This window comes from Terrabacter sp. Root181 (assembly GCF_001428505.1).
In the GTDB taxonomy this organism is placed as follows: Bacteria; Actinomycetota; Actinomycetes; order Actinomycetales; family Dermatophilaceae; genus Terrabacter.
The window spans coordinates 180,685-197,326 of record NZ_LMHU01000010.1 but is presented as its reverse complement, the minus strand read 5'-3'; the positions used below and the strand labels follow the sequence as shown (position 1 = coordinate 197,326).

Sequence of the window (16,642 nt, the reverse complement as noted above, 5' to 3'; positions counted from 1 at the left end):
CCCTCGCGGCGAGACGTGACCTTTCGACGGTGCCGAGGCGGCCAGACGTGGCCCCTCGACGGTTGAGCGTGGGTCAGGCGGTCACTCCCACTCGATGGTGCCCGGCGGCTTGCTCGTGACGTCGAGGACGACGCGGTTGACCTCTTCGACCTCGTTGGTGATGCGGGTCGAGATCGTCGCGAGCACGTCGTAGGGCACCCGGGCCCAGTCGGCGGTCATGGCGTCCTCGGACGCCACGGGCCGCAGCACGACGGGGTGACCGTAGGTGCGGCCGTCGCCCTGGACACCGACCGAGCGGACGTCGGCGAGCAGCACCACGGGGCACTGCCAGATGTCGCGGTCGAGGGCCGCCCTCGTCAGCTCCTCGCGGGCGATCGCGTCGGCGCGACGCAGGATCGCGAGGCGCTCGGCGTCGACGGCACCGATGATGCGGATGCCGAGGCCGGGGCCCGGGAACGGCTGGCGCCACACGATGACCTCGGGCACGCCGAGCTCGAGACCGACCTGGCGCACCTCGTCCTTGAAGAGGGTGCGCAGCGGCTCGATGAGGGAGAACTGGAGGTCGTCGGGCAGGCCACCGACGTTGTGGTGGCTCTTGATGTTGGCCGCGCCCTCGCCGCCGCCGGACTCGACGACGTCGGGGTAGAGCGTGCCCTGCACGAGCCACTTGACGGGGTGCTCCTCGTCGCCGCGGTCGTGGACGACGTCACGGGCCGCCTGCTCGAAGACGCGGATGAACTGCTCGCCGATGATCTTGCGCTTGGACTCGGGGTCGGTGACGCCGGCGAGCGCGTCGAGGAAGCGCTCGCGTGCGTCGACGACGACGAGGTCGACACCGGTGGCGTGCACGAAGTCCTGCTCGACCTGCTCGGCCTCACCCTCGCGGAGCAGTCCGTGGTCGACGAACACACAGGTCAGCTGGTCGCCGACCGCCTTCTGCACCAAGGCGGCTGCGACGGACGAGTCGACGCCGCCGGAGAGGGCGCAGAGGACGCGGTCCTCGCCCACCTGCTCGCGGATCGTCGTCACGAGGTCGTCGACGACGTGCCCGGGGGTCCAGTCCGGCGTAATGCCCGCGCCCTTCCAGAGGAAGTTCTCGAGGACGCGCTGGCCCTGCTCGGAGTGGAGCACCTCGGGGTGCCACTGGACGCCGTACAGGCGTCGGCCGTCGTCCTCGAAGGCCGCGACCGGCGTGCCGGCCGTCGTGGCCGTGACGGCGAAGCCCTCAGGCGCCGCGCTCACGGAGTCGCCGTGCGACATCCAGACGGTCTGGCTGGGAGGCTGGCCGTCGAAGAGGGTCGACGCGACGTCGCTGATGGCGGCGTCGGTCTTGCCGTACTCGCGGGCGCCGGTGCGGGCGACGGTGCCACCGAGGGCCTGCGCCATCGACTGGAAGCCGTAGCACATGCCGAAGACGGGGACGCCCGCCTCGAGCAGCGCCGGGTCGAGCCGCGGGGCGCCGTCCTCGTAGACGGAGCTGGGCCCACCGGACAGGATGATCGCGGCCGGCTCCTTGGCGAGCAAGTCGGCCACGGCCATCGAGTGGGGCACGACCTCGCTGTAGACCTGCGCCTCACGCACCCGCCGGGCGATCAGCTGGGCGTACTGGGCGCCGAAGTCGACGACGAGGACGGGGTGGCTCTGCAGGTCGGTCGGCTGCGCGTCGGTCACGCGCCAAGCCTAACGGCCCTGCGAGGGCCCCTCCGACGCCGTCCCGTCGCCGGCGACGTAGGCGCGGGAGAGCAGCGCCTCCGTCTGGACGGTGTTGCGCCGCTCGGCGATCCACGGGAGGACGGGCACGAAGCCGGCCAGGAGGTTCTTGACGATCCGCACCGGACCCCATGCGGCCTTGAGGCCCAGGTTGGCGACGGACACGGCATACGCGAAGTAGATGAGCCCGTGGATCGGGCTCCAGTACTCCGTGAGGACGTTGGTCTGCTTGAAGACGTACTTCATGACCATCTCGAGGATGAGCACGAACAGGGCGATGCCCGCGACGGTCGCGAGGACGCGGTAGATCGCCAGCGCCGACCGGATCTGCTGCGGCTTGGCCAGGGTCTGGGGGTACGTGCTCACGTCGTGGCGCCTTCTCTCGGTGCAGCGACGGGCTCGTCCGCCTGCTGCTCTGCTCGGAACATCTTCCACCACATCCAGATCGCGAAGATCCCGAAGACCCACCACTGGACGGCGTACGCCGCGTTGCGCAGGTTGAGCGGGGCGTCGAGCGGGGGTGGTGGCACACGGGTGAGGCCGGCGGCGGCGAGCGGGGTGCCGTCGGCGGGCCCTGCGGACTCGGCCGAGGCCAGGACGACGACGTTGTAGAGGTCACCGGGCCACTCGTTGACGAGGGAGGCGAGGTCGACCGAGCGCACCTGCGGCGCGGCCAGCGGGGCACCGTCGCGGGGCGACTCCCCCGGCCCGAGGGTGCCCGTCACCGTGACCACGCCGGTCGGCGGCGCCGGGACGGCCGCCGGCGTGCCGTCGACGAAGCCGCGCAGCACCGGCACCGTGCCACCCTCGGTCTCGAGCGGTGTCACGACCCAGGAGCCCACCCGACCGTCGAGCCGACGGTCGACGACGAGCAGGCTGCGCCCGGCGGCATACGTCCCCGTGACGGTGACGGCCCGGTTGGAGTAGTCGCCCTTGAAGTCGCTGTGCGGCGCGGTCACCTGCTGGAGCGGCGCGCGCTCGAGTGTCGACGCAGCGGCCACGGCGTCCTTGCGGCCCGAGTCGCGCGCCACGCCCAGCTGCCACATCCCGAGCAGGACGCAGGCGGCGACGACCACGGCGAGGGCGGCGAGCAGGCCGACCCAGCGAGGGGTGAGCAGGCGCCGGAACACGACCCAAGGGTAGGTCACCGTCCCGGCACCGACCTGACCCGGGGCGGCCATCCGTGCCAGACTCCTGCGCCATGTCCACGTTGCGCCGACACCGAGCACGTATGCCGGGTCGCATCGTCGTAGTCCTGGCCTCCCTCGCCGTGTCGTCCCTCCTCGCCTCGTGCGGCGCGATGGACATCCCGCCGCCCCGCCGCACCGTGACGGTCACGGTCGACGCGCCGAGCACGGCGCCGGCCGACACGCCCGAGCCCACGCAGACCGAGGTCCCGACCAGTGCGCCGACGGCCACCTCGGTGCCGACGGCCCTGGCCGCCGGCCGGCTGCGCGGCGCCCCGAGGTCGTTCGCGGAGGCCCAGGGGCGCATCGACGCCGCCCCACCGGCGGCATCGGTGACCGACCGCTTCCGGAGCCCGAGCGGCAACATCGTGTGCCGGCGGAGCACCGACGCAGGAACGGCCGCGTGCGAGGTCGCGAAGGGGCGCGTCGACCCGCCCCTGCCGTCGATCTGCCCGGCCGGCGGCCCCCAGGACATCGGTCGCATCGAGCTCGGCCCGGGCGGAGCCCTGCCCGTCTGCAACTCCGACACGATCCGCACCGGCGGCGAGCCGGAGCTCGGCTACGGCAAGCGCACGCAGCCCTCAGGCACCACGGCGTGCCTGAGCGAGAGCTTCGGCGTGACGTGCATCGACACGGCGAGCCGCCACGGCTTCTTCCTCGCGCGGGACACCTTCGTCACCTTCTGACCCCAGAGGGCTCAACCGGGCGCAGATGCGGACAAACGCAGGCCGACCCGACGAAGCGGGAGAACCGTCAGATCTCGAATTGGTAACGACGATGGATCGAAACGGCCACAACCCTCCCCGGCAGTCTTGACTGCGAAAGTCGCGCTTCGGGGGCGAAGCGGAAGATCAGCGGCGGGCACGACATCCCACAGGAAACTCACACTTCAGGGACGGTCCTCGTGAGGCAATCACAGCACACCGGGCGTCGCAGGCTCATCGGCCTGCTCGCCACGGGAGCTCTCGTCACCGGCGCCATCGCGGCGTCTCCGGTGCAGGCAGCTCCCAACGTCGGCACGACCAAGGCCGGCGACGCGGCATCGGGCAAGGCCCGCAACGACAACCTGCGCCCGCCCCAGGCGGTGAAGCAGGACGCGATGCGCCAGAAGGCGCTCGAGAAGCGGCTCAAGGGCGACCCGAGCGCCCAGGGCAAGGTCGCCAAGGTGGGCAAGGGACAGTACGTCCAGCTCGAGCGCGAGGGAACCGACAAGATCTTCGTCGTCATCGTCGAGTTCGGCGACCAGCAGTACCCCGGGGGAACGGGTTCGTACCCGCCCGGCACGTTCACCGGCCTCCCGAAGGACGGCAGCGCCACCGACGTGACCGGTCCGCGCCACAACGAGATCCCCGCGCCCAACCGCGCCGTCGACAACTCGACCCTCTGGCAGACCGACTACAACCGTGCCCACTACCAGGACATGTACTTCAACCGGATGGCGAAGTACTACGAGACGCAGTCCTCGGGCCGCTACTCGGTCGAGGGCGACGTCACCGAGTGGGTCAAGGTCCCGTTCAACGAGGCGCTCTACGGCCGCAACTACTGCGGCAGCATCGTCTGCAACACGTCGACGGCACTCGTGCGTGACGCCCTCGCGGTCTGGGTCAAGAGCCAGCTCGACGCCGGCAAGAAGATGCCCGAGATCCAGGCGTACCTCAAGACGTTCGACCAGCAGGACCGCTACGACATCGACGGCGACGGCAACTTCAACGAGCCCGACGGCGTCATCGACCACTTCCAGATCGTCCACGCAGGTGGCGACGAGGCGTCGGGCGACCCCAACCAGGGCACCGACGCCATCTGGAGCCACCGCTCCTTCGCCGCCGTCCAGGGCGGCGGCCCTCTCGGGGCCGGCGTCAACGTCGGCAGCAACAAGGGCCTCGTCTCGAGCGCCCTCGTGCCCGACAACCCCACGGGAATCTGGGTCGGCGACTACACCATGCAGCCCGAGAACGGCGGCCTCGGCGTCTTCGCGCACGAGTTCGGCCACGACCTCGGCCTGCCCGACCTCTACGACACCTCCGGCAACACCGGTGGCGCCGAGAACAACACCGCCTTCTGGACCCTCATGAGCTCCGGTGCCAACATCGGCGACGGCGGCCCCGACGGCATCGGCGACGACCCGACCGACCTGGGCGCCTACGAGCTCTTCCAGCTCGGCTGGCTCCAGCCGCAGGGCAAGCAGGGGCCGTTCTACGACGTCGCGTACGCCGGCAAGCGCTCCTCGCACACCATCGGCTCCAACGTGCCGGCGACGAAGCAGGCCCAGGCCCTCTTCACCGTCCTGCCGGACAAGATGGTCCCGCTCGAGCTCGGCGACCCCTACGAGGGCACGAAGATGTACTACAGCGGCGCCGCCGACGACCTCGACACGACGATGACGAAGTCGGTGACCCTGCCGGCCGGCACGGTCGGACTCGCGGCCAAGGCGCGCTACAACATCGAGGAGGACTGGGACTACACGTACCTCCGCGTCTCGGCCGACAACGGCGCCACGTGGACCAACGTCGCGACGAGCCTGTCGCGGACGACCGACCCGAACGGCAACAACCTCGGGCAGGGCATCACCGGCGTCAAGGCGTCGTGGACCGACCTCACGGCCGACCTCACGCCCTGGGCCGGCAAGACGGTGCAGCTGCAGTTCCGCTACAAGGCGGACGGCGCGCAGGTCGGGCAGCCCGGTGTGGACACCCCGCCGCCGGGCTTCCAGGTCGACGCGATCGCCGTCACGGGTCAGCCCCTCGACGGCGCCGAGTCCGACGCCGGCTGGACGTTCAGCCCGGCTGACGGCAGCGGCTTCCGGGCCACGGCCGGCTCGGTCGAGCGGGCCTTCTTCAACGCGTACATCGCCGAGAACCGTCAGTACGACGGCTACGACACCTCGCTGAAGACGGCCTACAACTTCGGGTTCCCGACGAAGCCGGACATGGTCGAGAGCTACCCGTACCAGAACGGGCTGCTCGTCAACTACTGGGACGGCTCGCAGAACGACAACAACGTCGGCGAGCACCCGGGGTCCGGTCTCGTCCTCCCGGTCGACGCGCACCCGGAGTTCACCCACTGGGCGGACAACACGCTGATGCGCAACCGGATCCTGTCCTACGACTCGACCTTCGGACTCGAGAAGACCGACGCGATCACGCTGCACAACCCCGCCACCGGCGTCGCCGGTACGGTTGCCTCGAAGCCGGCCCAGCCGGTCTTCGACGACACGAAGACGTGGTGGGTGAACGCCGACCAGCACGGTGCGACCGGTGCCCACCCGGGCCGTTACCAGCCCGGCTGGTACGGCGTCGACGTGCCGAAGACTGGCACGACGATCCGCGTCGTGGGCTCGTCGAAGCAGGGCAGCTCGCTCAACGTCCTCGTCGCCCCGAAGTGACCGGACGGCACGACACGCACCACACGCACGACACGTACGAAGCGTACGACGCAGCGCCTTCCGGAGCCGTCCGGCACCGGCGCTGACGAGGAGGGCCCCGCCGACCCGTGGTCGGCGGGGCCCTTCGCTGCACCTAGGATTGGGGCACGACCTGAACCCGATGTGACCGAGCCCGTACACCCGACGACCGAGGGGCCGCCGTGGCGCAACTGTTGCTCCTGCACCTGCTCGCCGCCGCCCTCGCGCCGTGGCTGGCGAAGGTCCTGCGCACGAAGGTCTTCCCGGTCCTGGCCGTCGCTCCGGCCGTCTCGTTCGGCTGGCTCCTCTCCGTCTCGGACGACGTTCGCGCCGGGAACCTTCCGACACAACGGATCTCGTGGGTACCCGGTCTCGGCATCGACCTCGACTTCCGCGTCACGACACTCTCGTGGGTGCTCGGTCTGCTCGTCACCGGCGTCGGCGCGCTCGTCCTGCTCTACTGCACGTGGTACTTCACCGACAGCGACCCGACGCTGTGGCGCTTCACGTCGGTGTTCACGGCGTTCGCCGGCGCCATGCTCGGCCTCGTCCTGACCGACAACCTCCTCGTCCTCTACGTCTTCTGGGAGCTGACGACGGTCTTTTCCTACCTGCTCATCGGGCACAACCCGGCGAGCTCGACGAACCGCCGCGCGGCGATGCAGGCGCTCATCGTCACGACGTTCGGTGGCCTGGCGATGCTCGTCGGCATCATCACCCTCGGGGTCCACCACACGTACTCCATCTCCGCGCTGCTCGCCGATCCGCCACCGCTCGACACCCTGACCGTGGTCGCGGTCGTGCTGCTGCTCGTCGGCGCCCTGTCGAAGTCGGCGCTCGTGCCCTTCCACTTCTGGCTGCCGGGTGCCATGGCCGCCCCGACGCCGGTCAGCGCCTACCTCCATGCGGCCGCGATGGTGAAGGCCGGCATCTACCTCGTCGCACTGCTCGCCCCGGCGTTCGCGGGCGCTCCGGCCTGGTACGCCCTGACGGTGGGCCTCGGACTCCTCACGATGCTCGTGGGCGGGTGGCGCGCCCTGCGCCAGCACGACATCAAGCTGCTCCTCGCGTACGGCACCGTCAGCCAGCTCGGCTTCATCGTCGCCATCGCCGGCCTCGGGACCAAGGCGTCGGCGCTCTCGGCGCTGGCCCTCGTCATCGCGCACGCGCTCTTCAAGTCGACGCTCTTCCTCACCGTCGGCGTCGTCGACAAGTGCACCGGCACCCGCGACCTGCGCGAGCTGTCCGGCGTCGGTCGACGCCTGCTCCCGGTCGCGGTGCCGGCGACCCTCGCCGGTCTCTCGATGGCCGGGATCGTGCCACTCGCGGGGTTCGTGTCCAAGGAGAGCGCCCTCGAGTCGCTGTGGGAGGACGTCCAGACCTCGGCGCCGCTGCCCGCGCCGTGGAGCTGGCTCGCGATCACGGCAGTCGTGGCCGGCTCGGCCCTCACGGTCGCCTACACGGCGCGCTTCCTCTGGGGTGCCTTCGCCACCAAGCCCGGCGTCGCCCCCACGCCGGTCAAGGCCGCCCACCCCGGCTTCGTGCTCGCCCCGCTGCTGCTCGGCGTGGCCTGCCTGCTCGTCGGCCTGCTGTCGCCGCTCGAGTCCCCGTGGCTGCTGCCGTACGCCGAGACCTTCCCCATCGGTGGCGAGCCGCAGACCCTGGCCCTCTGGCACGGGGTCACCGTGCCGCTGGTGCTGTCGCTCGTGTCGGTCGCCGTCGGGCTCGTCCTCTTCGTCCAGCGTGACCTCGTCGCCCGCGTCCAGTCCGGGGTGCCGTCGCTCGTCGACGGCGAGCGCGGGTTCGCCCGCACGCTGCGGTGGGTCGACCGCGGGGCGGTCGAGACGACCGCCGTCACGCAGCGCGGCTCGCTCCCGATCTACCTCGCGGGCATCCTCATCGTCTTCGTCGCCCTCCCGGGCCTCGCCGCCGTCACGCGCGGCACGATCCCGGAGGTGCGGCTCTGGGACAACCCCGGGCAGGCGGTCGTGGGCGTCGTCGTCGTCGCGGCGGCGGTCCTCGTGCTCGTCACCCGACGCCGGCTCACGGCGGTCATGCTCGTCGGCGCGACGGGCTACGGCGTCTCGCTGCTCTTCATCCTGCACGGCGCGCCCGACCTCGCGATCACCCAGATGCTCGTCGAGACGGTGTCGCTCGTCGTCTTCGTCCTCGCGCTGCGTCGGCTGCCGACGAAGTTCACCCGTCACCCGCACTCGCCGTCGCGCACCTGGCGCCTCGTCCTCGGCGTCGCCGTCGGTGCGTCCGTCGGGGCCATCGCCCTCGTCGCCTCGGGCGGCCGCACGGCCGAGCCGGTGTCGGCCGGGTTCCCCACGGAGGCCTACGCCTTCGGCCACGGCAAGAACATCGTCAACGTCACGCTCGTCGACATCCGCGCGTGGGACACCCTCGGTGAGGTGTCGGTGCTCGTGGCCGCAGCCACGGGCATCGCGAGCCTCATCTTCGTCCGCACCCGCAACACCCGGCTCTCGCGCGCGACCTCGAAGTCGCTGCCGTCGAGCAGTCCCGGCCGTGGTACCTGGCTGCACGGTGGCCGGACGATGCGCAAGGAGAAGCGCTCGGTCATCTTCGAGGTCGTGACGCGGCTCGTCTTCCACATCATGCTCGCCGCCTCGCTCTTCCTCCTCTTCGCCGGTCACAACCAACCCGGCGGCGGCTTCGCCGGCGGGCTCGTCGCCGGTCTCGCGCTGGTCGTGCGCTACCTCGCCGGTGGCCGCTACGAGCTCGACGAGGCGGCGCCCTTCGACGCGGGCCTGCTCGTCGGCCTCGGCCTCCTCGTCGCCGTCGGCTCGGCGCTCGCACCGCTCGCCTTCGGGGGGACGATCCTCGAGACGACGGCCATCGACTTCACCCTGCCGCCGTGGGGCGAGGTGCACCTCGTGACGTCGCTCGTCTTCGACATCGGCGTCTACCTCATCGTCGTCGGCATGATGCTCGACATCGTCCGCAGCCTCGGCACCGGCATCGACCGGCAGATCGCCGAGGAGGAGGCCGACGCCTCCGACGCGGCCGGCGAGCCGGAGGTGGCCCGCCCATGACGGCCATGGCCCCCACCCTCATCGAGTCGACGCTGCAGCCGAACATCACCCTCGTGCTGGTCACCGTGGGCCTGGTCGCCGCCGGCACCGCCCTGGCCCTCGACCGCAGCCTCGTGCGCGTCCTGCTCGGCATGGTGCTCATCGGCAACGGCATCGCGGTGCTCTACCTCGTCATCAGCGGCCGCGCCGGACGCGCCCCGTTCGTCGGTGAGGACCCGGCAGCGATCAGCGACCCACTCCCCCAGGCCATGGTGCTCACTGCCATCGTCATCTCGCTCGCGACCATCGGCTTCCTGCTCGCCCTGTCCTACCGGCTCTGGCAGATCTCCGGCACCGACGACGTCCCCGACGACACCGAGGACGCGCACATCCAGCGCCTCGCCCTCGAGGACCAGACGTCCTCGACGTACGACCCGTCCGAGGAGTCGACGACGACGTCCGACGAGCTCGCGGCAGACGACGGGAGCCCACGACGCCCATGAGCCCGACCGACTTCCCGGTGCCCGACCTCGTGCCGATGCCGGTGCTGCTCCCGCTCCTCGGGGCGGCTCTGACACTCGCCTTCCGCCGGTCGCCCCGTCTGCAGCGCGGCGTCAGCATCGCCGTGCTCGCCGCGGTGGTCGCCGTCGCGGGCGTCCTCGTCTGGCAGACGGACGTCAACGGTCCTCAGGTGCTGTGGCTCGGGGCCTGGCAGGAGCCCCTCGGCATCTCCCTCGTCGCCGACCGCCTCAGCGCCCTCATGCTGCTAGTGTCCGGCATCGTCACGCTGCTCGTCCTGGTCTTCGCGATCGGCCAGGGCCAGGCCGACAGCGACGACGAGACCGAGAGCGAGACGCCGCTCACGATCTTCCACCCGACCTACCTCGTGCTGTCGGCCGGCGTCGCCAACGCCTTCCTCGCCGGCGACCTCTTCAACCTCTTCGTCGGTTTCGAGATCCTCCTCTTCAGCTCCTACGTCCTCATCACGCTCGGCGGGTCGGCTGCACGCATCCATGCCGGCACGACGTACGTCGTCGTCAGCCTGCTCAGCTCGGCGCTCTTCCTCGTCGCCATCGCCGCCGCGTATGCCGCCACGGGCACCGTCAACCTCGCCCAGCTGGCGATCCGGATCGGGGACCTCGCGCCCGGAGTCGCGCTCGTCCTGCAGCTCTCGCTGCTCACCGCCTTCGCGATCAAGGCCGCCGTCTTCCCGATGTCGGCGTGGCTGCCCGACAGCTACCCGACCGCCCCGGCGCCGGTGACGGCGGTCTTCGCCGGACTGCTGACGAAGGTCGGGGTCTACGCGATCATCCGCACCCAGACGCTGCTCTTCCCCGACTCGCCCCTGCAGGGCCTGCTCATGTGGGCCGCCCTGCTGACGATGGTGATCGGCATCCTCGGCGCCGTCTCGCAGTCCGGCCTCAAGAGGATCCTGTCGTTCACGCTCGTCAGCCACATCGGCTACATGATCTTCGGCATCGCGCTCGCCACGCCCGAGGGCACCGCCGGCGCCATCTTCTACGTCGCCCACCACATCACGATCCAGACCGCGCTCTTCCTCATCACCGGCCTCGTCGAACGCCTCGCGGGCACGACGTCGCTCGACCGGCTCGGTGGGCTCGCCGTCGCCTCCCCCGTGCTCGCGACCCTCTTCTTCGTCTCGGCGATGAACCTCTCGGGCATCCCGCCGCTCTCGGGCTTCCTCGCCAAGGTCGGGCTGCTCGACGCCGGCATCGAGCTCGGCACCCCGCTGGCGTGGCTGCTCGTCGTCGGCGGCATCGTGACGAGCCTGCTCACGCTCTATGCCCTGACCAAGGTGTGGAGCCAGGCCTTCTGGCGCACCCTGGCCGACGCCCCACGCTCGACCGGGTCGGCAGACGCACCCCGTGACCACACCCGCGACGGCGAACCGGACACCGACCCCGCCACCGAGTCGGCCGGCGCCCTGCTGCTCGACACGCGCCCCCGGGCGCTGCCCCGCACGATGCTCGGCGCCACGGCCGCGATGACGCTCGTCGGGCTGCTCATCACCGCCGTCGCCGGACCGCTCTTCGCCTACACCCAGCGTGCGGCCACCGACCTCATGAGCCGCGACCCCTACGTCACGAGCGTCCTGCCCGTGGAGGTGCGCCGATGACCGACCTCCGCATGGCGACCGCCCCGCGCGGACCCGAGACACCCCGACGTCGGCGCCGGGTGCTCCAGCCTCGCGCCGTCGCGACGATCGCCCTCGCGTGGGTGCTGCTCTGGGACCGCCTGTCATGGGGCAACGTCGTCAACGGCGTCCTCGTCGGGCTCCTCGTCACCTACGCCTTCCCGCTGCCGTCGATCGAGTTCCACGGGCGTCTGCGACCGCACCGCGTGCTGCTCCTCATCGGCCAGTTCCTCGTCGACCTCGTCGGCGCGTCGTGGCAGGTCATGCGGCTCGCCTTCGGCCGGCGCAGCCCGCGCAACGCCGTCATCGAGGTGCAGCTGCGCTCGCGCTCCGACTTCTACCTCACCCTGACCGCCGAGCTCGTGGCGCTCGTGCCCGGATCCGTCGTCGTCGACGCGCGGCGCTCTACGTCGGTCCTCTACCTGCACCTGCTCGACGTCGAGCGCGAGGGCGCCATCGAGGCGCAGCGTGCCCGCGTCCTCGCCGTCGAGCGGCGCGTCGTGCGCGCCCTCGGCTCGCGCCAGGAGATCGCCGCCCTCGAGACCGACGGGCCGTGGCCCACGGCTTCGGGTGACACCGGCGACGCCCCCGACGCCCCCGACGCCCCCGACGCCCCCGACGCCCCCGACGCCCCCGACGCCCCCGAGCACCCGGAGCCGACCGATCCCACCGACGGGAAGGACCTCCCGTGACCGTCGTCCTCGGCATCTCGCTCGCCATGCTCGGCGCCGCGGCGGCGCTCGTCCTCGTGCGTCTCTTCCGCGGGCCGAGCAACCTCGACCGCATCGTCGCCGCCGAGATCCTCCTCGTCGTCGTCATCGCCGGGGTCGCCCTCGAGTCGGCGCGCCAGCGCACGACGACCTACCTCCCCCTGCTCATGATCCTCGGGCTCGTGGGCTTCGTCGGCGGAGTGGCCGTCACCCGCTTCCTCTCCCGGGACTCCGACGAGCCGGACGAGCCGGAGGGCGTCGTGCGCGAGCACCCCGAGCCGCGAGAGGAGCGTGAGCAGTCATGACGTGGTCATCGGTGCTCGATGTCGCCGGGGCCGTGTGCCTCCTGCTCGGGTCGTTCCTCTGCCTCGCCGGCGCCGTCGGCCTGATCCGCTTCCCCGACACGCTGTCGCGGCTGCACGCGGCCACGAAGCCGCAGACCCTCGGGCTCATCCTCATCCTGACCGGTCTCGCCCTGACCCTGCGCACGTGGGCCGCCGTCACGACCCTCGTCCTGCTCGCGGCGACCCAGTTCTTCACCTCGCCCGTCTCGGCGCACCTCGTCGGGCGTGCGGCCTACCGCAACCGCTGCGTCGACACCGACACCCTCGAGGTCGACGAGCTCTCCGACGCGCTCGACCGCTCCGGCTGGGACCCGACGCGCTGACGCCGGCCCAGCGGCATACGCCCTCGGTTTGACCTCAAGCCTGCTTGAGTTCCTACGGTCGGGCGGTGAGCCCGACGGAAAATGGCATGAGGCACACCCTCGCCGAACGTAAAATGAACCAAGTGATCTCGCTGCCCCATGCCGACCCAGGCACTCCAGACCTGACCAGCCCGACGGCATACCTCCGGTGGGTCGGCAAGGGCCAGTGGCGCACCCTCGTGGTCGCCATCGCCTTCGGCATCGTGTGGCTCGTCAGCCAGGCCCTCTTCCCCGCCGCGATGGGCAAGGCCATCGACGAGGGCATCATCGGCGGCGACGCCGGGTCGCTCGTCCTCTGGTGCGGCATCCTCTTGGGCCTCGTGACCATCAGCGCCCTGTCCGGCGCCATGCGGCACAAGTACGCCGTGGCCAACTGGATGCAGGGCGCCTTCCGCTCGGCCCAGCTCATCGGCCACAAGGCCGCCGACACCGGTGAGGCCCTGACGCGCTCGGTCCCGACCGGCGACGTCGTCGCGACCGTCAGCTCCGACGCGATGCGCATCGGCGGGCTCTACGACGTGTCAGCGCGATTCGCCGGTGCGGTCGTGTCCTACGTCGTCGTCGCGCTCATCCTCCTCGGCGCCTCGACGCCGCTCGGCCTCGTCGTGCTCATCGGGGTGCCGGTGCTCGTCGCGTGCCTCACCTTCATCGTCCGCCCGCTCCAGGCCCGCCAGCTCGCCCAGCGCGAGGAGTCCGGCAAGCTCATCGGGCTCGGCGCCGACACCGTCGCCGGCCTGCGCGTGCTGCGCGGCATCGGCGGCGAGCACACGTTCCTGCGCAGGTATGCCGTCCAGTCGCAGTCCGTGCGCCAGGTGGGCAACCGGGTGGCCGGCTACCAGGCGGCCCTCGACGCGGCCCAGGTGCTGCTCCCGGGCCTCTTCGTCCTCGTCGTCGTGTGGCTGGGCGCGCGCTTCGCCATCGACGGCGAGATCACGGCGGGCCAGCTCGTCGCGTTCTACGGCTACACGGCCTTCCTCGTCATCCCCCTGCGCACGGCGACGGAGATGGTCGACCGGGCCACGCGGGCCCACATCGGCGCCCGCAAGCTGACGAAGATCCTGCGTGTCGAGCCCGACGACGTCGAGACGCCGGACGCCCAGCCGCTGCCGAGCGGACCCGCCCGCCTCTACGACCCCCGCAGTGGCGTCACCATCGAGCCGGGCCGGTTCACCGTCGTGGTGTCGGCACGTCCGGAGGAGTCCGCGGCCCTCGCCGACCGGCTCGGCCGCTTCGGCGCCGCCGAGACCGACGTGCGGCTCGACGGCACGCGCCTGGCCGACGCCTCCCTGGCCGAGGTGCGGCGGCGCGTCGTCGTCTCGGAGACCGACCCGCGCCTCTTCACCGGCACGCTGCGCGACGAGCTCGACCCGTGGGGCGACCACGACGACGCCTCCATCCTCGATGCCCTCTCCGTCGCGAGCGGCGACGACGTGCTCGAGGCCCTGCCGGGTGGCCTCGACAACGAGGTCGAGGAGCGCGGCCGCGCCTTCTCCGGCGGCCAGCGCCAGCGCCTCGCGCTGACCCGCGCGCTGCTGACCGGCGCCGACACCCTCGTGCTCGTCGAGCCGACGAGCGCCGTCGACGCCCACACCGAGGCCCGCATCGCCGGGCGCCTCACCGCGGCTCGGGCCGGCCGCACGACGGTCGTCATGTCCGCGAGCCCGCTCATCCTCGACCAGGCCGACCACGTCGTCTTCCTGCGCGGGGGCACGGTCGCCGCGACCGGCACCCACAGTCGGCTCATGGCCGACGAACCCGACTACCGACGCACCGTCGTCCGAGGAGAGGAGGACTGATGTCGCTGACACCAGCGCCGACCACGCGCACCCTTCCCGTGGCCGACATGGTCTCGGTCAAGGACCACACCCGTGGGCTGCTCCGCCGGCACCGGGGCAGCCTGCTCATGGTCATCGGCCTGCACGCCGTCGCCGCCTGCGCGGCGCTCGTGGCCCCCCGCGTCATCGGCCTGCTCGTCGACGAGATCAGCCACGGGCGGTCGCTCGACGTCGTCAACCGGCTCGCGCTGTGGATCGCGGGTGCCGTGGTCGTGCAGACGGTCGTCACGTGGTTCGCCCGCCGGGCCTCGTTCGTCATGGGCGAGACGATCTTCGCCGAGCTGCGCGAGCAGTTCATGGGTCGGGTCGTCGAGCTTCCCCTGTCGACCGTCGAGCGCGCCGGCACCGGCGACCTCGTCTCGCGGACGACGAACGACGTCGAGGCCCTCTCGCACGTCATCCGCTTCGGCATCCCGTCGATCTTCGTCGGCGCCGTCACGACGGCGATCACCGTCGTCGCCGCCTTCCTCACCGGCTGGCAGGTGGCGCTGGCGATCGTCGTCGGCGTGCCGATCCTCGTGATCTCCACGCGGCGCTACCTGCGGTACGCGCCCGACGGCTACCTGCGCGAGCGGGCGACGTACGCCGTCCTCAACGGCGTCGTCACCGAGTCGGCCGACGGTGCCCGCACCGTCGACGCCCTCGGCCTGCGGGGCCGCCGCCGACGCCGCATGGACGACGCCCTGCACGACTGCTACGACGCCGAGCTTTACACGCTGAAGCTGCGCATGCGGTGGTTCCCGTCCGTCGAGTTCGCCTTCTTCGCGCCTGTCGCGGTGACCCTGCTCTGGGGCGGCTTCCTCATCTCCAAGGACGTCGCGACGGCCGGGACGGTCACGGCCGTGGCGCTCTACGTCCAGCAGATGGCCGGTCCGCTCGACGAGCTCATCTCGTGGCTCGACGAGATCCAGGTCGGTGCGACGTCGCTCGCCCGCGTCATCGGGATCGCCGACGTCCCGGCCGACCGCGCAGCGACCGGCGAGGTGCCCGAGGACGACCACCTCGAGGTCGAGGACGTCCACTACTCCTACCGCGCGGGCCGCGACGTGCTGCGCGGCGTCTCGCTCGACCTCCGACCCGGTGAGCGGCTCGCCATCGTCGGGCCGTCCGGAGCCGGCAAGTCGACGCTCGGGCGGCTCATGGCCGGCATCGACGGTCCCCGCGAGGGACGCGTCGACGTCGGCGGCGTGCGCCTCGTCGACCTCGAGCTCGCCCAGCTGCGCGGTCAGGTCGCCCTCGTGACGCAGGAGCACCACGTCTTCGTCGGGTCGCTCGAGGACAACCTGCGCCTCGCCCGGCCGGAGGCCTCGCGCGAGCAGCTGCTCGACGCACTGGCCGCCGTCGACGCCCGCGGCTGGGCGCTCGAGCTGCCCGAGGGTCTCGACACCGTCGTCGGCTCGGGTGGCCACCGCCTCACCGAGCCGCAGGCCCAGCAGCTCGCCCTGGCGCGGCTCGTCCTCGCCGACCCGCACACGCTGGTGCTCGACGAGGCGACCTCGCTGCTCGACCCGCGCGCGGCCCGGCACCTCGAGCGCTCGCTCGCCGCGGTCGTCGAGGGGCGCACGGTCGTCGCCATCGCGCACCGCCTCATGACGGCGCACGACGCCGACCGCGTCTGCGTCGTCGAGGACGGTCGGATCAGCGAGATCGGCTCGCACGAGGAGCTGCTCGAGGCCGACGGCGCGTATGCCGCACTGTGGCGCTCGTGGCGCGACGAGCCCCAGCCCGCCCGCTGACCGCCGCCCCGGCTCCAGCCGGGACACCTGTGACGACGGGGCCACTCGACCCACTGGTCGAGTGGCCCCGTCGTCACGCCGCTCGACACGGCTTCCGAGGATCTCGGCTAATTAATGACAGATGCCGTAACCCCCTTGTGGCTGGGTCGTTGTCAGCGCGGTGCCGGG

At 71.6% G+C, this 16,642-nt stretch carries 13 protein-coding genes; 10 read left to right on the top strand and 3 right to left on the bottom strand.

The window, feature by feature from the left end; genetic code table 11:
- Positions 1 to 81: 81 nt before the first annotated feature.
- From guaA to ASD90_RS20895, 3 genes are read right to left on the bottom strand one after another with little or no spacing between them, the layout of a single operon-like run.
- Positions 82 to 1,671: a glutamine-hydrolyzing GMP synthase gene (gene guaA / locus ASD90_RS20905; protein WP_056760775.1), complete on the bottom strand. Its 1,590-nt coding sequence runs from the start codon at positions 1,669 to 1,671 to the stop codon at positions 82 to 84.
- A gap of 9 nt (positions 1,672 to 1,680) precedes the next feature.
- Positions 1,681 to 2,076, bottom strand: a complete 396-nt coding sequence (locus ASD90_RS20900) for a DUF3817 domain-containing protein (RefSeq protein ID WP_056760771.1) — start codon at positions 2,074 to 2,076, stop codon at positions 1,681 to 1,683.
- A complete protein-coding gene (locus tag ASD90_RS20895; protein WP_235506846.1) occupies positions 2,073 to 2,840 on the bottom strand; it encodes an SURF1 family protein in 768 nt (255 codons plus the stop codon). Before ASD90_RS20895 ends, ASD90_RS20900 begins: the two co-directional genes overlap by 4 nt.
- A gap of 101 nt (positions 2,841 to 2,941) precedes the next feature.
- Between ASD90_RS20895 and ASD90_RS20890 the strand changes: the two genes are divergently transcribed.
- From ASD90_RS20890 to ASD90_RS20845, 10 genes are all read left to right on the top strand, one after another.
- Positions 2,942 to 3,583: a hypothetical protein gene (locus ASD90_RS20890; RefSeq protein WP_056760766.1), complete on the top strand. Its 642-nt coding sequence runs from the start codon at positions 2,942 to 2,944 to the stop codon at positions 3,581 to 3,583.
- A 218-nt stretch (positions 3,584 to 3,801) separates the two neighbouring features.
- Positions 3,802 to 6,279, top strand: a complete 2,478-nt coding sequence (locus tag ASD90_RS20885) for an immune inhibitor A domain-containing protein (RefSeq protein WP_056760763.1) — start codon at positions 3,802 to 3,804, stop codon at positions 6,277 to 6,279.
- 200 nt (positions 6,280 to 6,479) lie between these two features.
- Positions 6,480 to 9,353 carry a Na+/H+ antiporter subunit A gene (locus ASD90_RS20880; RefSeq protein WP_056760759.1) on the top strand — a complete coding sequence of 958 codons (2,874 nt, stop codon included), beginning with the start codon at positions 6,480 to 6,482 and terminating at the stop codon, positions 9,351 to 9,353.
- Complete coding sequence (locus ASD90_RS20875; RefSeq protein ID WP_056760756.1) at positions 9,350 to 9,835, top strand: Na(+)/H(+) antiporter subunit C; 486 nt, start codon at positions 9,350 to 9,352, stop codon at positions 9,833 to 9,835. Before ASD90_RS20880 ends, ASD90_RS20875 begins: the two co-directional genes overlap by 4 nt.
- Complete coding sequence (locus tag ASD90_RS20870; RefSeq protein ID WP_056760754.1) at positions 9,832 to 11,469, top strand: Na+/H+ antiporter subunit D; 1,638 nt, start codon at positions 9,832 to 9,834, stop codon at positions 11,467 to 11,469. The genes ASD90_RS20875 and ASD90_RS20870 overlap by 4 nt, the downstream gene beginning before the upstream one ends.
- The gene (locus ASD90_RS20865; protein ID WP_082588931.1) at positions 11,466 to 12,179 is read left to right on the top strand and encodes a Na+/H+ antiporter subunit E; all 714 of its coding nucleotides are present in this window, start codon (positions 11,466 to 11,468) and stop codon (positions 12,177 to 12,179) included. Before ASD90_RS20870 ends, ASD90_RS20865 begins: the two co-directional genes overlap by 4 nt.
- On the top strand, positions 12,176 to 12,502 hold the full coding sequence (locus ASD90_RS20860; protein ID WP_056760752.1) for a monovalent cation/H+ antiporter complex subunit F: 327 nt from the start codon (positions 12,176 to 12,178) through the stop codon (positions 12,500 to 12,502). The genes ASD90_RS20865 and ASD90_RS20860 overlap by 4 nt, the downstream gene beginning before the upstream one ends.
- Positions 12,499 to 12,864: a monovalent cation/H(+) antiporter subunit G gene (gene mnhG, locus ASD90_RS20855; protein ID WP_056760750.1), complete on the top strand. Its 366-nt coding sequence runs from the start codon at positions 12,499 to 12,501 to the stop codon at positions 12,862 to 12,864. Before ASD90_RS20860 ends, mnhG begins: the two co-directional genes overlap by 4 nt.
- An 86-nt stretch (positions 12,865 to 12,950) precedes the next feature.
- On the top strand, positions 12,951 to 14,699 hold the full coding sequence (locus ASD90_RS20850) for an ABC transporter ATP-binding protein (protein WP_235506844.1): 1,749 nt from the start codon (positions 12,951 to 12,953) through the stop codon (positions 14,697 to 14,699).
- Positions 14,699 to 16,474 carry an ABC transporter ATP-binding protein gene (locus ASD90_RS20845; protein WP_056760743.1) on the top strand — a complete coding sequence of 592 codons (1,776 nt, stop codon included), beginning with the start codon at positions 14,699 to 14,701 and terminating at the stop codon, positions 16,472 to 16,474. The genes ASD90_RS20850 and ASD90_RS20845 overlap by 1 nt, the downstream gene beginning before the upstream one ends.
- The last annotated feature ends 168 nt before the right edge of the window (positions 16,475 to 16,642 follow it).